This is a genomic window from Mesorhizobium sp. B2-4-6, from assembly GCF_006442775.1.
Taxonomy (GTDB): domain Bacteria; phylum Pseudomonadota; class Alphaproteobacteria; order Rhizobiales; family Rhizobiaceae; genus Mesorhizobium.
In genome coordinates this window covers 154,713-172,278 of sequence record NZ_VFVI01000008.1, presented here as the reverse complement: position 1 = coordinate 172,278, position 17,566 = coordinate 154,713, and the positions used below count along the sequence as shown (strand labels likewise).

At 64.6% G+C, this 17,566-nt stretch carries 16 protein-coding genes; 4 read left to right on the top strand and 12 right to left on the bottom strand.

The window, feature by feature from the left end; genetic code table 11:
* Nucleotides 1–150 precede the first annotated feature (150 nt).
* The 4 genes from dnaK to FJ957_RS20540 all read right to left on the bottom strand — a co-directional run bounded on the left by dnaK (nt 151) and on the right by FJ957_RS20540 (nt 6,390).
* Entirely contained in the window at nt 151–2,067 is a 1,917-nt protein-coding gene (dnaK, locus tag FJ957_RS20555; protein ID WP_140641989.1) for a molecular chaperone DnaK, read from the bottom strand.
* A gap of 463 nt (nt 2,068–2,530) precedes the next feature.
* Nucleotides 2,531–3,499, bottom strand: coding sequence for a substrate-binding domain-containing protein (locus FJ957_RS20550; RefSeq protein ID WP_140834587.1), 969 nt, complete (start codon nt 3,497–3,499; stop codon nt 2,531–2,533).
* Nucleotides 3,500–3,517: 18 nt separating this feature from the next.
* Nucleotides 3,518–4,813, bottom strand: a complete 1,296-nt coding sequence (locus FJ957_RS20545; protein WP_140641985.1) for an ABC transporter permease — start codon at nt 4,811–4,813, stop codon at nt 3,518–3,520.
* Nucleotides 4,810–6,390: a sugar ABC transporter ATP-binding protein gene (locus tag FJ957_RS20540; RefSeq protein WP_140834585.1), complete on the bottom strand. Its 1,581-nt coding sequence runs from the start codon at nt 6,388–6,390 to the stop codon at nt 4,810–4,812. Before FJ957_RS20540 ends, FJ957_RS20545 begins: the two co-directional genes overlap by 4 nt.
* Nucleotides 6,391–6,609: 219 nt before the next feature.
* On the opposite strand from FJ957_RS20540, the gene FJ957_RS20535 reads away from it, so the two are divergent.
* On the top strand, nt 6,610–7,629 hold the full coding sequence (locus tag FJ957_RS20535; protein WP_140709223.1) for a LacI family DNA-binding transcriptional regulator: 1,020 nt from the start codon (nt 6,610–6,612) through the stop codon (nt 7,627–7,629).
* Here FJ957_RS20535 and FJ957_RS20530 read toward each other — a convergent pair.
* The 5 genes from FJ957_RS20530 to FJ957_RS20505 form a co-directional block, all read right to left on the bottom strand.
* Entirely contained in the window at nt 7,619–8,419 is an 801-nt protein-coding gene (locus FJ957_RS20530) for an inositol monophosphatase family protein (protein ID WP_140834583.1), read from the bottom strand. The genes FJ957_RS20535 and FJ957_RS20530 overlap by 11 nt on opposite strands.
* Nucleotides 8,420–8,491: 72 nt before the next feature.
* Nucleotides 8,492–9,490, bottom strand: coding sequence for an LLM class flavin-dependent oxidoreductase (locus FJ957_RS20525; RefSeq protein WP_140834581.1), 999 nt, complete (start codon nt 9,488–9,490; stop codon nt 8,492–8,494).
* 3 nt (nt 9,491–9,493) lie between these two features.
* Complete coding sequence (locus FJ957_RS20520) at nt 9,494–10,315, bottom strand: arylamine N-acetyltransferase (RefSeq protein WP_140834576.1); 822 nt, start codon at nt 10,313–10,315, stop codon at nt 9,494–9,496.
* Between the two features lie 89 nt (nt 10,316–10,404).
* Nucleotides 10,405–11,574 (bottom strand): AI-2E family transporter, encoded by a 1,170-nt coding sequence (locus FJ957_RS20515; protein WP_140834571.1) that lies wholly within the window; start codon nt 11,572–11,574, stop codon nt 10,405–10,407.
* A 440-nt stretch (nt 11,575–12,014) separates the two neighbouring features.
* A complete protein-coding gene (locus tag FJ957_RS20505; RefSeq protein ID WP_140834566.1) occupies nt 12,015–13,076 on the bottom strand; it encodes an LLM class flavin-dependent oxidoreductase in 1,062 nt (353 codons plus the stop codon).
* A gap of 231 nt (nt 13,077–13,307) precedes the next feature.
* Between FJ957_RS20505 and FJ957_RS20500 the strand changes: the two genes are divergently transcribed.
* Nucleotides 13,308–13,736 (top strand): DUF6481 family protein, encoded by a 429-nt coding sequence (locus FJ957_RS20500; protein WP_140641967.1) that lies wholly within the window; start codon nt 13,308–13,310, stop codon nt 13,734–13,736.
* A 238-nt stretch (nt 13,737–13,974) separates the two neighbouring features.
* On the opposite strand, the gene sugE is transcribed toward FJ957_RS20500, so the two are convergent.
* Both sugE and FJ957_RS32485 read right to left on the bottom strand, forming a co-directional pair.
* A complete protein-coding gene (gene sugE / locus FJ957_RS20495) occupies nt 13,975–14,289 on the bottom strand; it encodes a quaternary ammonium compound efflux SMR transporter SugE (protein WP_140834561.1) in 315 nt (104 codons plus the stop codon).
* A gap of 193 nt (nt 14,290–14,482) precedes the next feature.
* Nucleotides 14,483–14,608, bottom strand: a complete 126-nt coding sequence (locus tag FJ957_RS32485; RefSeq protein WP_095819016.1) for a hypothetical protein — start codon at nt 14,606–14,608, stop codon at nt 14,483–14,485.
* Between the two features lie 222 nt (nt 14,609–14,830).
* Between FJ957_RS32485 and FJ957_RS20485 the strand changes: the two genes are divergently transcribed.
* Nucleotides 14,831–15,790 (top strand): cation diffusion facilitator family transporter, encoded by a 960-nt coding sequence (locus tag FJ957_RS20485; RefSeq protein WP_140834557.1) that lies wholly within the window; start codon nt 14,831–14,833, stop codon nt 15,788–15,790.
* A gap of 36 nt (nt 15,791–15,826) precedes the next feature.
* Nucleotides 15,827–16,231: a GFA family protein gene (locus tag FJ957_RS20480; protein ID WP_140834552.1), complete on the top strand. Its 405-nt coding sequence runs from the start codon at nt 15,827–15,829 to the stop codon at nt 16,229–16,231.
* A gap of 2 nt (nt 16,232–16,233) precedes the next feature.
* Here FJ957_RS20480 and FJ957_RS20475 read toward each other — a convergent pair whose 3' ends face one another.
* Complete coding sequence (locus FJ957_RS20475) at nt 16,234–17,487, bottom strand: DNA recombination protein RmuC (protein WP_140834549.1); 1,254 nt, start codon at nt 17,485–17,487, stop codon at nt 16,234–16,236.
* Between the last annotated feature and the right edge of the window lie 79 nt (nt 17,488–17,566).

Here is a 17,566-nt window from a genome sequence, read left to right as displayed (position 1 = left end):
GCCGGCACGTTCTTGGATTTAGGAGCGATGTTTCCCGGATGCTAGTACCAGGCCGGCGCCGCTCCGGGTTTTTCTGTCACTTTTTCGACTGGGGTTGCAAAAAAGCCCGGCCTTGCGCCGGGCTTTTAGCATGATCCGCCGTCAGCCGGCTCAGGCCGACTTCTTCTTGTCGTCGTCTTCGTCGATTTCCTCGAAGTCGGCGTCGACCACGTCCGAATCCTTGGCGGCATCCGCCTTGGCGTCGGCTTCGGCCGCTTCCTTCTGCGAGGCCTCGTACATGGCCTGGCCGAGCTTCATCGAAGCTTCGGCAAGCGACTGCGACTTGGCCTCGATATCGGCCGGGTCGTCGCCTTCGGCCGCGGCCTTCAGCGCGGCGATGGCGTCGGCGATCGCGGTGCGGTCAGCCTCCGAGACCTTGTCGCCATAATCCTTGAGCGACTTCTCGGAAGAATGCACCAGCGCTTCGGCCTGGTTGCGCGCCTCGACGAGGGCACGGCGCTTCTTGTCCGCGTCGGCATTGGCCTCGGCGTCCTTCACCATCTTCTCGATGTCGGCGTCGGACAGGCCGCCCGAAGCCTGGATGCGGATCTGGTGCTCCTTGCCGGTGCCCTTGTCCTTGGCCGAGACGTTGACGATGCCGTTGGCGTCGATGTCGAAAGTGACCTCGATCTGCGGCACGCCGCGCGGAGCCGGCGGGATGCCGACCAGGTCGAACTGACCGAGCATCTTGTTGTCGGCCGCCATTTCGCGCTCGCCCTGGAAGACCCGGATCGTCACCGCCGACTGCGAATCCTCGGCGGTCGAGAAGGTCTGGCTCTTCTTGGTCGGGATCGTGGTGTTGCGCTCGATCAGCCTGGTGAACACGCCACCCAGCGTCTCGATGCCCAGCGACAGCGGCGTCACGTCGAGCAGCAGAACGTCCTTGACGTCGCCCTGCAGCACGCCGGCCTGGATGGCCGCGCCGAGAGCGACGACCTCGTCCGGGTTGACGCCCTTATGCGGCTCCTTGCCGAAGAACTGCTTCACGATCTCCTGGATCTTGGGCATGCGGGTCATGCCGCCGACCAGCACCACTTCGTCGATCTCGCCGGCCTTCAGGCCGGCATCCTTGAGCGCCGCCTTGCAGGGCTCGATCGTGCGCTGCACGAGGTCCTCGACCAGGCTTTCGAACTTCGCCCGGGTGAGCTTCATCGTCAGGTGCTTCGGGCCGCTGGCGTCAGCGGTGATGAAGGGCAGGTTGATTTCGGTCTGCGTCGTCGACGACAGCTCGATCTTGGCCTTTTCCGCGGCTTCCTTGAGGCGCTGCAGGGCAAGCTTGTCGTTCTTCAGGTCGATGCCCTGTTCCTTCTTGAACTCGGCCGCCAGATACTCGACGAGCCGCATGTCGAAGTCCTCGCCGCCAAGGAAGGTGTCGCCGTTGGTCGACTTCACCTCGAACACGCCATCGCCGATTTCCAGCACGGAAATATCGAAGGTGCCGCCGCCAAGGTCATAGACGGCGATGGTCTTGCCGTCCTTTTTCTCCAGGCCATAGGCGAGCGCCGCGGCCGTCGGCTCGTTGATGATGCGCAGCACCTCGAGGCCGGCGATCCTGCCGGCGTCCTTGGTCGCCTGGCGCTGGGCGTCGTTGAAATAGGCCGGAACGGTGATGACCGCCTTCTCGACCTTCTCGCCGAGATAGGCTTCCGCCGTCTCCTTCATCTTCTGCAGGATCATGGCCGAGATCTGGCTGGGCGACTGCTTCTTGCCGCCGGCCTCGACCCACGCGTCGCCATTGTCGCCCTTGACGATCTTGTAGGGGACAAGCTTCTTGTCCTTTTCCGTCACCGGGTCGTCATAGCGGCGGCCGATCAGGCGCTTGACCGCGAAGATGGTGTTTTCCGGATTGGTGACCGCCTGGCGCTTGGCCGGCTGGCCGACGAGACGTTCGCCGTCATTCGAGATGGCGACGATGGAAGGCGTCGTGCGCGCGCCCTCAGCGTTCTCGATCACCTTGGGGTCCTTGCCATCCATGATGGCGATACAGGAATTGGTAGTGCCGAGATCGATACCGATAACTTTTGCCATTGTTCTAGTCTCTCCTCTAAGCAGGCTCTCAGGACCCTTCAAAAGGCGTTCCGACGAAAGCCCCTGTTCACAAGAAATCCCATCGCGGTCCCCGCTTTTCGAGGCCGGACGGCTGGCGCGTATATAAGAACAGGCGACACAAGGCGCAAGCATTCTGCGCAAGGTGTCCGTCGCCTCGACGCGGGCCGGAAGGCGAGCTGCCGCGCCTTGCGGCAGGACCGGCGCGAGATCGCGCTATCACGTTGTTCCGGATCGCTTTTTTGAAACAGGCGCGGTCGACGACGCGCGGATAGGCCTTCCGGGCAGGGCAAGGCCTGCCCTGGCGGGCGTGACTTTCGGTCGCGAAAGAGCCCGAAATCCGCGTTGCCGCCACGGGTTCGGCACCTGGCGACGAGATTTGAAGAGCGCCCGGCGCCCTGGCAAAAGCCCTGCCGGGCGCGTGGCCCGGCAGGGTATCCCGGGCTTAGAGCCCGTTGTCCTTGAGAATCTTGGCGGCATTGTCCTTGGTGACCTTTTCCGTCGGCAGCGTGATGGTCTTCTCGACCTTCTCGCCGTTCAGGAACTTGACCGCCTGCCGCAGGCCCTCGGCGCCCGGCGTGACATAGGTGAAGGTCGCCGTCAGTTCGCCCTTGTTCACCATCTGCACGCCTTCGTTGGGCAGGCCGTCGATGCCGATGAACTTGATGTCCTTTTCGCGCCCGACGTCCTTGGCCGCGAGATAGGCACCATAGGCCATCGGGTCGTTGTGGCCGTAGACGAGGTCGATCTTCTCGTTGGTCTTCAGCGCGTTGGCCATGATGTTGTAGGCCTGGTCCTGCTTCCAGTCGCCCGACTGCTGGTCGAGCAGGTACTTGATGCCCGGCTCCTTGTCGGTGAACTCATGGAAGCCGTCATGGCGGTCATGCGCCGGCTGCGTGCCCATGCCGCCCCAGATCTCGACGACGTTGCCGGCCGCCTTGCCCTTGCCGCCCAGGAGCTCGACGGCATATTCGCCCGCGGCGCGGCCGATCAGCGCGTTGTCGCCGCCGACGAACTGCGTGTAGTCCTTGGTGTCGACATTGCGGTCGAGCACGAAGACCGGGATCTTGGCGTCGATCGCCTGCTGCACCACGCCGGTCAGACCGGCCGATTCCTTCGGCGACACCAGCAGCGCGTCGACTTCCTGGCGGATCAGGTTCTCGACATCGGCGACCTGCTTTTCGGTCTTGTCCTCGCCGTCGGTGATGATCAGTTCGACGTCCGGGTGCTTGGCGGCCTCGGCGATGATGTCCTTGTTGAACTGGGCGCGCCAGGGCTCGATGGTCGTCACCTGCGAGAAGCCGATCTTCCACTTCTTGTCCTGGGCAAAGGCATGGTTGCCGGACAAGATTGCAGTGGTCGTCAGAAGTGCCGCCGCGAAAGTGGCGAGCTTCAGCATATCACGTCGTTTCATGGTCCTGTTTCCTCCGGATTATAGAGACGAGGTCTCCTGTGACGGTCGCTTGGCCGCGGCCGTTTCCTTTTGCGCCGCCCGTCCGTTGGGCAGGCGCAGATAGCTGAGAAGGTCGCCGGCGTTGCGCTCCTGCACGAGCACAGTGCCGATGATGATCGCTCCCTTCAGCACCAGCTGAAGGTTGGAATTGATGTTGTGCAGCTGCAGGATGTTGGACAGCAGCCCGAAGATCAGCACGCCGCAGAAGGTGCCGATCAGGCTGCCGCGCCCGCCCATCAGGCTGGTGCCGCCGATGACCACGGCGGCGATGGCGTCGAGCTCGAGCCCCGCGCCGGCATCGGGCTTGCCTTGCCGGTATTGCGCGACGTAGAGCACCGCCGCGATGCCGGCGAGCAGGCCGGACACCGCATAAGTGGCGATCTTGACGCGCCCGGCGGCGATGCCCGAAAGCCGCGCGGCCTCCTCATTGCCGCCGATGGCGTAGACATAGCGACCGAAGGGCGTGAAGCGCAGCACCGCGCCGTAGATCACGATCGCGCCGAGGAAGAACAGGCCCGGCATCGGAACGACGCCGAACACCAGCGAACGCAGGATCTCGAATTCGGCGGTGGCGTTGGAGCCGGTGTAGACCGGCAGCACCGCATTGTTCTGGCCGGCGGTCAGCCTGGCGATGCCGAGCGCCGTCACCATCATCGCCAGCGTGACGATGAAGGGCTGCAGCCGCCCGGCGACGATGATGAAGCCGTTGATGGTGCCGAACAGAAGGCCGACGCAAGGCGCCACCAGAAGCACGCCGAGCACACCGAACTTGGTCTCGACCTGCGGCAGCAGGTACCACAGCGAAAGGCAGCATAGGATGACGCCGACCACGCCCGGGATGACCAGCCCGCGCGCCTTGTCCAGCCGCACCTCGCGGCCGGCTTCGGCGCCGGCGCGGGATTTCTCGATGTTGAGCAGGATGAAGCGGGTGACGAGCGCGCCGAGGCACAAGGCGACCAGCGCGGTTGTCGGCACGCCGAGCGCCGCCGACGGCGTGACGCCCGGCACCGTCAGCAGCATGGCGCAGACGACCGAGCAGATCGCCATCAGCGAGCCGACGGAAAGATCGATGCCGCCGGTCAGGATCACCGCCGTCATGCCGGTGGCGATGAGGCCGGTGGTCGACACCTGGCGCAGCACGTCGAGCAGGTTGCCGTAGGACAAAAAGATGTTGTTGCCCTTGGAACTGATCGGCGAGCCGAACACGCCGATCAGGAAGATGGCGATCAGCCCCCAGTAAAGCTTGGTGCGGGAGAGAAGGCTGATGAGGTTCATGCGGCGGGCCTCGCGGTCCTTCTTGGTGCGGCAAGCCGCATGATCGCCTCTTCGCTGGCGTCCGCGCGGGACAGGATGCCGCGCTGGCGGCCTTCCGCCATGACCAGGATGCGGTCGGCGAGATGCAGAAGCTCGGGCAGTTCGGAGCTGATCACGGCAATCGCCAAACCGTCGCCGGCGAGCTTGAAGATGAGGTCGTAGATTTCGCGCTTGGCGCCGACATCGATGCCGCGCGTCGGCTCGTCGAGCAGAAGCACGCGCGGCCGCGTCGCCAGCCATTTGCCGATCACCACCTTCTGTTGGTTGCCGCCCGACAGCGTGCCGGCGGCCTGCTCGATGCTTTCGCAGCGTATGCCGAGCGCGCCGACCGCCTCTCGCGCAAGGCCTTGTTCGCCGGAGCGCGAGCGCAAGCCGAAGCGCGCCAGCGCGCCGACCAGGGGCAGGGCGACATTGTCGGTGATCGAGGCCTGAAGATGCAGGCCTTGCGTCTTGCGATCCTCGGTCACCAGGGCGATGCCGAGCCGGCGGGCCTCGCGCGGCGAGCCGATCTCGACCGGTGCGCCGTCGAGCCGGATCTCGCCGCCGGTGCGGCCGCCGCTGGAGCCGAAGATCGCTTCCAGGATCTCGGTGCGGCCGGAACCCAGCAGCCCGCCGATGCCGAGGATCTCGCCGGCTGCAAGGTCGAAGCCGACGCCGTCGATGACCGTGCGCCAGCCATGCCGGTCGGGCTTCGACAGCGACAGGTCCCTGACCGAGAGCACCACCTTGTCGCCGGGGCCGCGCTCATGATCGGAGGAAGCGAGGAGGTCGCGCCCGACCATGGCGGAGATGATGGCGTCTTCGCCCAGCCCCGCCATGTCGTCAGTCATCACATGGCGCCCGTCGCGCAGCACCGTCACCCGGCTGGCCAGGTGCATCACCTCGTCGATGCGGTGCGAGATATAGACGATCGCGACGCCGCTCGCCGCAAGCTGGCCGATGATGCGGAACAGCCGCTCGCACTCGGCCGGCGACAGCGCCGAGGTCGGCTCGTCCATGATCAGGATGCGTGCCGATTTCGACAGCGCCTTGGCGATCTCCACCAGTTGCTGCTCGCCAACCCTGAGCGTGCCGACCCGCGCTTCCGGATCGAGCTCGATGCCCAGCCGCCGCAGCAGCGCGCTGGCTGCGCGGCTGCTCGCCTTGCGGTCGACGACCAGCCCGGCGATCAGCTTTTCGCGGCCGAGGAAGATGTTGTCGGCGACACTGAGCTCGGGGACGAGGTTGAGCTCCTGGTGGATGATGGCGATGCCGGCGTCCTCGGCGTCGCGGACACCGGTGAAACGCACCGGCGGGCCATCGATAGCCACGGCGCCTTCGTAATCGGTATAGACGCCGGAGAGGATCTTCATCAGCGTCGACTTGCCGGCGCCGTTCTCGCCCATCAGCGCGTGCACCTCGCCGGGCCTGAGGTCCAGGCTCACATCGGACAGCGCGGCGATGCCGCCAAATCGCTTGGAAATGCCGGTCGCGCTCAGGACGACGGCGGGACCGTCGGCGGTCGCGTTGCCAGTCGTGATGGAATCAGCGCGCTGCATGGCAAAAGGACGGCCTCCCTCCGTCGTCTTCGACTGTCCGAACGCTAATCTAAACGTTTCGAATGTGTCAAGCGCCTATCTCCTCACCGGGGATTGATGCATTTCAATTCTTGCGAAAAACGCCGGGTTTACGTAGGTTTAGCCAAATAGGGGCGGCTAAACGTTTCGAAAATGACGGTGTCAGGGCGGAAAAAACAGCGGAAATCCACAGCGCCGACCATGCTGCATGTGGCGGAAGCGGCGCGTGTGTCCGTGGCCACCGTGTCGGCATTGCTCAACGGCACCGCCACCGTCAGTCCGGAGCTTACCCGGCGTATCGAGCAGGCGATCCGCGACATCGGCTACAAGCGCAACGCCATTGCCCGCAGCCTCAAGATGGGCACCACGCGGACCATCGGGCTCACCGTGCCGCACATCACCAACCCGTTCTTCACCGATGTCGTCTCGGTCATCCAGCAGGCGTTCGACCGCGCCGGCTATGCCGTCATGCTGTGCTGCACGGACGAGGATCTGAACACGCAGGACGAGCAGATACGCCTGCTGCTCGACCGCATGGTCGACGGGCTGATCGTGGCGCGCGTCGGCGACGGCGGCATTTTGAAGAGCATCGTCGAGGACGCCAACGTGCCGGTGGTGCTGCTCGACCGCCTCTGCGAAGGCGTCGACACCGACGCGGTGGTGCTGGACAACCAGCGCGCCGTGTTCGACGCCGTCACCTATCTGATCCACCTTGGCCACCGGCGCATCGGCTACATCACCGGCACCTCCGACATATCGCCCATGCATGACCGCATGATCGGCTACCGCGAGGCGCTGCAGGCCGCCGGCCTGCCGGTGGCTGAGGAGCTCGTTCGCTCCGGCAATTTCCACGAGATCGACGGCTACAACGCCACCATGCAGCTTTTGTCGCTGCACGACCGGCCAAGCGCGATCTTCTCGGCCAACAACCCGATGGTGATCGGCACCATGAAGGCGATCCGCGACATCGGCCTATCCTGCCCCGAGGACATCTCGGTCGCCTGTTTTGACGATTTCCCCTGGTCGGACGTGTTCGTGCCCCAGCTGACCACCGTGGCACAGCCCGTGCAGGCGATCGGCGAGCAGGCGGCGAACCTTCTGCTCGACCGGCTGGCCGGCAACCGCGACGCGCTGCCGCGCAAGCTCGTCCTCAAGGGTCGGCTGATGATCCGCAATTCCTGCCGGCCGCTGGGCGCGGTCGCGCAGACCGTCAGCGCGTAAATCCGAAGGCGGTCTCGCAAAGCAGCTGCAGCTTGGGGAAGATGTGTTTGCCGCCGGTGATCACGCGGGTGCCTTTGCCGATCACGGTCTTGGGGTCCGCTTTCAGCACCGTGCCGCCGGCCTCCTCGACCAGCAGCATGCCGGCCAGGCAGTCCCAGGCATTCATGTGCTCCTCGACATAGCCGAGCAGCCGGCCCGAGGCCGCATAGGCAAGCATCAGCGCGCCCGAGGCATTGCGGTAGAAGACACCGCCCTCCCCCAATATCAGGATGATGAGCACGACGACGTTCTTGGTCGAAGCGCGGTTGGAGAGCCCGGTCCCGACCGAACCTTCCGAAAGCGAGGTGGCATCGCTGGCCTTGATCGGCTTGCCGTTGAGGAAGGCGCCGCCGCCGAGCTGGCCGTAGAAGGTCTCGTCGGTCGAAGGCTCATGGATGACGCCGACCTCTGTCTCGCCATCCCTGGCGCAGGCGATCACCACGCACCAGGCGGGAATGCCACGCACGAAATTGGCGGTGCCGTCGATCGGGTCGATCACCCAGATATGACCGGTTGTTCCGGCCACGGCCGCGTGCTCCTCGCCGACGATGCCGTCTTGCGGATAGGCCTTGGCGATCGCCGCGCGGATGAACAGCTCGACCTCGCGGTCGCCTTCGGAAACCAGGTCCTGGTGGCCCTTGCTCTCGACGGTCAGATTGTCGAGGTCGCGAAAGTATTTGAGGCCCAGCTCGCCGGCGCGCCGCGCCAGGTCGATGGCAAAATGCATGCGGTCGTCGAGGTCGTGGGTCACGGGGAACTCTTTGTTGAGGAAAGGTCGTCCCCGCCCTTAGCAGACCGGTGTGTCATTCAAAAGCGGCCCCTCTCAGGCGGCCTTCGACATCGATTTGTGCACGTCGGCGAGGATCTCGAAGGAACGCACGCGCGCCGCGTGATCGAAGCACTGCGCCGTCACCATCAATTCGTCGGCGCCGGTGCGGCGGATGAAGGCGTCGATGCCCTGGCGCACCGTTTCCGGCGAGCCGACGACGGCGCAAGACAGCGCCTGGGCAAGCATGCTCTTCGCGACGGAATCGAGATCACGGTCGTAATTCTCGACCGGCGGCGGCAACTGGCCGGGCCGGCCGCTGCGCAGATTGACGAAAGCCTGCTGCAGCGAGCTGAACAGAAGCTTCGCTTCGGCGTCGGTCGGCGCGGCAAAGACGTTGAGGCCGAGCATGACATAAGGCTTGTCGAGCTGCGCCGAGGGCTGGAACCGCGTGCGATAAACCTCCAGCGCATGGTCGAGCTCGGCCGGCGCGAAATGCGAGGCGAAGGCGTAAGGCAGGCCAAGAAGTGCCGCGAGCTGCGCGCCATAGAGGCTGGAGCCGAGGATCCAGACCGGCACGGTCTGGCCTTCGCCGGGCACCGCGCGAATGCGCTGGCCTTCCTCGGCCGGCTGGAAATAGCCCATCAGCTCGACCACGTCCTGCGGGAAGTTATCGGTGGACTCCAGGTTGCGGCGCAGCGCTCGCGCGGTCAGCATGTCGGTGCCCGGCGCGCGGCCGAGACCGAGGTCGATGCGGCCGGGAAAAAGCGCGGCCAGCGTGCCGAACTGCTCGGCGATCACCAGTGGCGCATGGTTGGGCAGCATGATGCCGCCGGCGCCGACGCGGATCGACTTGGTGCCGCCGGCGACATGCGCGATCACGACGGACGTCGCGGCGCTCGCAATGCCCGGCATGTTGTGGTGCTCGGCCAGCCAGTAACGCTTGTAGCCCAGCCGCTCGGCATGGCGGGCAAGGTCGAGCGAATTGGCGAGCGACTGCGTTGCGGTGCTGCCTTGCGTGATCGGCGACAGGTCGAGAACCGAAAGGTCCGTCATTGGTCAAATCTCCACGATGCGTTTTTCCCGCAGCCTAGCCTCGAAGGCGGCGCGGTCGGGAACGACGATGGCGAGCTGGTTCTCCAGCACGTCGGCGAGTTCGGCGGCCGTCGCGATCTCGCGCTGCTCGCTGCGGCCGCCGGCATGATGCGTCGACAGCCGGTTGTTGCGCAGCGCATAGCGCCGGTCGGGCAAGGCGAGCGCGGCCACCAGCGTGGTCAGGAAATGCGAGCTCGGATGCGTCGACAGGAAATGGCTGGCGACCCGGCAATCGACCTCATAGGCTTGGCTCATGTCGAAGCGGTAGAGCGTGCGCCAATCACCGCCGATATTGGCCTGCAGGCGGAATTGTCCGCCGGTCTCGACGAGACGGAAGGCTTCGTGCGGCGTCCGCTGCTCCAGCCCGGCTTTCAAAAGCAACGGCGCCGTCAGCGTCAGGCCGCCGAAGCCGACATCGGCGATATAGGCACGGCCGCCGAACTCGATGCGCAGCAGCATATGGCTGCGCGCCGTAATCGCGTCATCAGGCTGGCCCCAGAGCACGCGGGCGGCAAGCCCGCCGACGGTGAAGCCCAGCGCGTCAAGCGCATGCATGAAGATCAGATTATGCTCGAAGCAATAACCGCCGCGGCCCTGGCTAAAAATCTTGTCCTGCAGCGAAGCGATGTCCAGGCCGACCGAAACGCCCATCAAGGCGTCGATGTTCTCGAACGGGATCGCCCGCGGGTGGACGGCGTGCAGCTCCTGCAGCGTGGCGAGCGAAACGTCGGTTGGCCCGTCATAGCCTATGCGGGCGAAATAGCCATCGAGATCGAAGTCGCTCATACAGGCAGGATCCGGCTTGACCGGACCGATATAGGCACTCGCCGGCGGTGCCGCAAACAATGTGCGAGGTTTGAGATTATGCCGGGGTTTCAGGGCGCGGATTTATGATTGTTCTCGGTCGCTTCCTCGTCCACGGCCATGGACTGCTGCGCCGCAAGGAAGTTGCCGACATGGCTCAAGCCCTCGAAATGGTCGCAGAAGACCTTGATCACGACCAATAGCGGCACCGCCATCAGCGCGCCGACGAAGCCCCATAGCCAAGACCAGAAGGCAATGGCGATGAAGATCGCCACCGCGTTGATCTCGAGGCGCCGCCCGACCACCATCGGCGTCACGAACTGGCCTTCGACGATGTCGCACAACACCACGAAAGCCGGCGCCAGCAGCGCATAGGCGATCGTGTCGAAGCTGATCAGCGCGATGATGGCGACGAGCAGGACGGTCATCAGCGCGCCGACATAGGGCAGGAAATTGAGCAATGCCGCCGCCGCGCCCCAGACCAGCGGGGTGGGCATGCCGAGCCCCCAGAGGCCCAGCCCGATCACCGTGCCGAGACCCGCATTGATGAGGGAGACCGTAAGCAGATAGTGCGAGATCTCGCGCTCGACGTCATAGACGACGCGCAACGCCCGCTTCTTCTGGGTCATGCTGGTGAAGGACTGGACGATCTTCTCGTAGAACAGCGTGCCCGAGGCGAGCAGGAACAGCGACAGCACGAAGACGATGGTGATCGAGGTGCCGGCTTCCAGGATATTGCTGGCCGCCGTGGACAGGATGCCGGAAGGCGCCACCGCGACCCGCTGCACGCCTGGCTCCTGCGAGGTCTCGGTCAGCGCCTCCAGCTGATGCGCGAGATCCATCACCCGCTCGAGCGGCCGCTTGAATGGTGCCAGCCGCTCGGTGAGCTGCTGGCCGATCGAATAGCTGTTGTTGATGAGGTCGATGACCGGACCGCTGAGCAGATAGCCCGCGACGACGAAAACAAAGATGGAAAGCAGCACCAGCAACGTCGCCGAAACCACCTCCGGTACGCCGTGCTTGCGCAGGAAGCGCACGATCGGCGTCAGCGTCAGCGCCAGCAGGAAGGCGAGGATCACCGGCATAAAGAAGTCACGGGCGAAGTAGAGCGCTGCGATCGTCAGCAGAATGAAAATCCCGATCACCAGCGACCGCGTCAAGCGCATGTCCGCCCGGGCGTCGGCACGCGGATCAGGGCTTTCGGCAACGCTTGCGCCCGAAGCGATCGGCTCGGCTTTCATCGGTTCCCCTTGCAGCCCGCCACCCAACAATGAATGCATGGCAGGCTTGTGCCGAAACGCGGGAGTTCCGGGCAAGGTTCCATGAGCTGGCTTTCGCCGGCATCGCTCATCCGGTCGCGCTATTACATGACGTGTAATTGAGCCGCCGCGCCGGCCGGGCCTAATACGGGCAGGCTTTCGCGACGACAGATCGAGCCGCAAACCGTCGCCGCCCAGGAACTGCGTGTCGAGTGCATGTTCCCGGCCGATGAGGCAACCGAGACGCTCCATGCCGAAATGATGGCCGTCGGCGCCGGGCATCCAGAGGCCTAGCGCATTTCACCGTTTCACGGAAACGGCGAACCGCTCTATCTCTTTGTTTCTACGCAATTCCGGACGGAAAACCGCTCACACTTTGCCTGGAATTGCTCTGGCATCTGGAGGCCGGCTTCGACTGCCGCTCAGGCGACCGGCGCCAGGATGGCGGGGGCGGCCTTCGCCGTTTCCTCGCGCACGATCGGAGCCACCCTGGTGCCGTAGAGCTCGATCGCCTTCATGATCTTGGCGTGCGGCATGGTGCCGATCGCCATCTGCAGCAGGAAGCGGTCGTTGCCGAAGATCTTGTGCTGGGCGACGATCTTTTCCGCCACAGCTTCAGGATTGCCGACGAAGAGCGCGCCGTTGGGTCCGCGTGCCTGGTCGAAATGGGCGCGCGAGGTTGGGCCCCAGCCGCGCTCGCGGCCGATGCGGTTCATTACTTCGGCCTGCGGTCCGTAGAAATCGTCGGCCGCCTGTTCGGTCGTTTCGGCGATGAAGCCGTGCACGTTGATGCTGGTGGCAAGCGTTGCCGGGTCGGTGCCGGCGCGCCGCGCCGCCTCGCGATAGATATCGAACAGCGGCGCGAAACGCGCCGGCTCGCCGCCGATGATGGCCAGGGCCAGCGGCAGGCCGAGCACGCCGGCGCGGGCGGCGGATTGCGGCGTGCCGCCGATGGCGATCCAGATCGGCAGTTTTTCCTGCAACGGTCGCGGATAGACGCCGCGGCCGTTGATCGGCGCGCGCAGCTTGCCCTGCCACGTCACGGTCACCTGGTCGCGGATGGCGAGCAACAGGTCGAGCTTCTCGGCGAAGAGCTCGTCATAGTCCTCGAGATTGTAGCCGAACAGCGGGAATGATTCGATGAAGGAGCCGCGCCCGGCCATGATCTCGGCGCGGCCGCCGGACAGGAGGTCGAGCGTCGCGAATTGCTGGAAGACGCGCACCGGATCGTCGGAGGAAAGCACCGTGACCGCGCTGGTCAGGCGGATGCGCTTCGTGCGCTCGGCCGCCGCGGCCAGCGCCACGACCGGCGCCGAGGCGGCATAGTCGGGGCGGTGATGCTCGCCGAGGCCGAACACGTCGAGGCCGACCTGGTCGGCCAGCTCGATTTCCTCGATGAGGTTGCGCAGCCGCTCATGCGGGCCGATCGCGCCGACACCCGACTCCGGGCTGACATCGGCGAAAGTGTAGAGACCGAGTTCCATCTGGTTTTATCCTGAGGTGTTCATATGGGTGTTGCTTGTCGGCATTAGAGGTAGCCATCTACCGTTCTGCCCGCCAGAGGTGCGATCTGTGAACAGTGCATCGCGCGCTGCCGAGCCGTATCCCTGCGGCAACAAGCCCGGATTTTTCATGGCTGGTATACCGTTTTGGCGCTTGAACTTGCCGCTTTCACGCGTATGTAAGCGTCGCGAATAGACTGCAGGGAAGTGCACTTGGCTATCTACAGGGAAAAAGACATTTTCGAGCGGCGCAATGCCGCGAACGAGGCAAAGAAGGCGCTGCTCGAGCGCTTCAAGGCAAAACCGGCGGCGGATGATCCGACAGTGCTGGCTCGCCAGGCCGAACGCAAGGCTATCCTTGAGGCCCGCGCCATCCGCGAGGCGGAAAAGGCAAGACTCAAGCAGGAAAAGCTGGCGCGCGAAGCGGCCCAGAAGGCCGAGCGCGAGGCGATCGCTGAAGCGGCGCGTCTTGCGGCGGAAGCCGCGGCGGCCGAAGAGGCCAAACGCCGCGAGGCCGAGGACTCCGAGCGCATCGCTTTCGAACTTGCCGATGAGGCCGCGCGCAAGGCCAAGCGTGACGCACGCTACGCCGCTCGCAAGGCACGTGTCGGCCGCACGCCTCCGGGCTTCTCCGCCCGCTAGAGCAATTCCAGGAAAATGGTTCAGGGTCGCCGAAAGCGGCCCTGAACGCGTTTGTGCTGCGGATAACGACCTAATGCATGTCGCGCAAAAGTGTGCAGCGGTTTTGCGATAACGACATGCATCAAGCAACGACCTAATGCATGTCGCGCAAAAGTGCGCAGCGGTTTTGCGATAACGACATGCATGAAAACAAAGGCTTAAAAGCGTGTCGCCTGAATCCGCTTCAGCGCGACGCGCTTTAGGCGACCAGCTTCAGCCCGACGATGCCGCAGACGATCAGGCCGATACAGGCGAGCCGGACAATCGTCGCCGGCTCGCCGAGCAGCCAGATGCCGAGCAGCGCCGTGCCGACGGTGCCGATGCCGGTCCACACCGCGTAGGCCGTGCCGACGGGCAGCGTCTTCAGCGCCAGCCCGAGCAGGCCGAGGCTGACGATCATCGAGGCAAGAGTGAGAAGGGTCGGCAGTGGCTTCGAAAAGCCGTCGGTATATTTGAGGCCGATCGCCCAGCCGATCTCGAACAGGCCGGCGAAGAAAAGAAGAATCCAGGACATCGAAGACACTCCGTCATTTCAGCATCGCTTGAGATGCTTGGTGGCGGGTCGTCCCGGCCGGTTTTCGGGGAAGCGAGGTCGTCCTCGCCCTTTGATATGGGGCGGCCTGTTTCCCGATCAACAAAACACCGGCAGCATTGTCATGCCGCCGGTTCAAAGTCTGCATTGAGCCGGATCGACCGAATTTGGCCGCTTACTTTTCCTTTATGCGCATCGCCTTGACCGGCGGCGCCTTCGGCGCCGGGGCTGCGGCGGGCTTCTTGGCGTCCTTCTTCGGCTTGCGGGCTTCCTTGCCCGCCTTCATCGCACCTTTAGCCATGATTCGCTCCTCCGATTGTGGACGTGCGAGTGAAACAAGAGAAATGCCGGACCGCAAGAGGCGGCGTCTCGCTTGCGAAGCCGTCCAGCCGGATGTCAACCGGTTTCCCGACGCCATGCTCGCTCGAGCGCGCTGTGGTAGCTTGAACTTCGGACTGCCGGGCGCATTGTCTGTGGACTTTCGCCTGGGCGGGCATCAAGCTCGGGCGCGCCGGGAGATCGAATGGCAGGACATGGCGGGTCAAGACGAGTGATCTATGCCGCGCTCGCCGGCAATTTGGCGATCGCGCTGACCAAATTCGCGGCGGCGGCCTTCACCGGTTCGTCCGCCATGCTGTCGGAAGGCGTGCATTCGCTGGTCGACACCGGTAATGGCGGGCTCCTGCTCTATGGTATGCACCGCGCCGCGCGGCCGCCCGACCGCACCCACCCGCTCGGCCATGGACGCGAGCTCTATTTCTGGAGCTTCATCGTGGCGCTTCTGGTGTTCGCGCTCGGCGCCGGCGTCTCCTTCTATGAGGGCGTCATCCACATCATGGCGCCCGAACCGGTCGTCAATGCCAAGGTCAACTACGTCGTGCTTGCCCTCTCCTTCGTCTTCGAGGGCAGCTCATGGCTGGTGGCGCTGAAGGAGTTCCGGCAGCAGAAGGGCCGCCAGGGCTGGTTCGAAGCCGTACGCCGCAGCAAGGATCCGAGCGTCTACACGGTGCTGTTCGAGGACAGCGCCGCGCTGCTTGGCCTTGTCGTCGCCTTCGCCGGCATCCTGTCGGCCGACCTTCTGGAAATCCCCGAGCTCGACGGCGTCGGCTCGATCGGCATCGCCATCATCCTGGGCGCCACGGCCATCTTCCTGGCGCGCGAGAGCAAGGGCCTGCTGCTGGGTGAACCTGCCTCGCCCGAAGTGCAGAAGAAGGTGCTGGCGATCGTCCAGGAGGATCCGGCCGTCCAGCGGGCGAACGGAATTCTGAGCGTCCATATCGGGCCGGAGGAAATCGTCGCGGGTTTGAGCATCGAATTCGAGGATCATCTCACGGCTCCCGAGATCGAGGCCTGCGTCGAGCGCCTGGAACTAAGGCTCAAGCAGGAAATGCCGCAGATATCCAGGCTCTTCGTCAAGCCGCAAACGACTGGCACATGGGAGCAGCGGCGCGAGGCCATCGCCGAGGCTTCGGACGAGAGCTAGGCTTGAAGCGGCGAAGTTTTCTAGGGAGAAAAGGCAATGAAAATCGACGGCGGATGCCACTGCGGCGCCATAACCTATGAAGCCGAGGTTGACCCCGAAAAGACTTCCATTTGCCACTGCACGGACTGCCAGAAGTTGACCGGCACAGCCTTCCGCGTGACGGTGCGCGTGCCTGAAGAGGACTACCGCATCACCAGGGGTGAGCCGAAGGTCTATATCAAGACGGGATCAAGCGGCGCAAAGCGGGCGCAGGGTTTCTGCGGCAATTGCGGCTCGCATCTTTATGCCACCTCCGTCGGCGACGGGCCTAAGATCTACGGCATCAGGGTCGGCACTTCGCACCAGCGCGACCAGTTGGTGCCCCGAACGCAATACTGGCATCGCTCGGCGCTGCCGTGGCTGCCGGAATTCGAAGGCACCAGGGTGGTCGAGGAGCAGTAGGCTCAATCGTCGCCTTCGACGACGCGCAGCCTGAGTTGGCCGGTCTTGGAATCGGCCACGCGCGCCCCGGCCTCGACCTTGGCCGGCCCGTTGCGCGGCGGCTCGGCCTCGCCCTCGGCAAACTCCAGCGCCTCGATCTTCTGGCCGCGCTTGGTCACTTTCGACGTCGACACCAGGATGTCGTCGATGTCCTTGGTCGCCTGGCCGAAATGCGTCTGCAGCCGGCGCACCCGCTCGTCGACCCGCGCCACATCCTCCATCAGCCGGATGACCTCGCCCTGGATCAGATGTGCCTGCTCGCGCATGCGGGCATCCTTCAGGATCGACTGGATGACCTGGATCGACAGCATCAGCAGCGAGGGCGAGACGATGACGACGCGGGCGCGATGCGCCTTCTGCACCACCGCCTCGAAATTCTCGTGGATTTCGGCGAACACCGATTCCGACGGCACGAACATGAAGGCGGTGTCCTGCGTCTCGCCCTGGATCAGGTATTTTTCGGCGATATCGCGGATATGCACCTCGATGTCGCGCCGAAAAGCCTGCGCCGCCGCCTTCTGCATGTCGGCGCCCTCGGCGGCACGGATGGCGTTCCAGGCTTCGAGCGGGAACTTGGCGTCGACGGCCAGCATAGGCGCGCCGTTGGGCATCCGCACCAGGCAATCGGGCCGGCTGCCATTGCTCAGACTGGCCTGGAACTCGTAGGCGCCGTGCGGCAGGCCGTCGGCGACGATCGCCTCCATCCGCGACTGGCCGAAGGCGCCGCGCGTCTGCTTGTTGGAGAGGATCGCCTGCAACTGCACGACCTGGCCGGCCAAGGACTGGATGTTGCCTTGCGCGGTGTCGATCACCGCCAGCCGCTCCTGCAGCTTGGCCAGGCTCTCATGCGTCGACTTGGTCTGCTCGGCCATGGTCTGGCCGAGACGCCCGGTCATGGCGTCGAGCCGTTGTCCGAGCGACTGGGTTAGTTCAGCCTGCCTCGCCCCAAAAACTTCGGCGATCGCGCCCATGCGCCCCTGCATCTCGGCCTGCGCCTGCATAATGTCGGCCATCCTCGCCTCGGCATCGCGGGCATGGTCGGCGGCTTCGGCGGCCGCCACCGCGCGCGCGCCGGCCGCGCGCCACAAGGCGACCACGAGCGCCACGAACAGCGCAAGCAGAAGGATTGCGCCGAAAGCCAGCGCCTGGCCAAGCGTGATGGTCGTGGCGCCAAGCCGCGCGATGGGCTCGGAAAGCATGGAGGTCATGTCGTTCATTTGGGCAGCATAACCGATTCGGCCTTCTGGCACAGATCAAAACGTGAACAAGCCAAAGATGCCCCGGTTGACGCTTTTC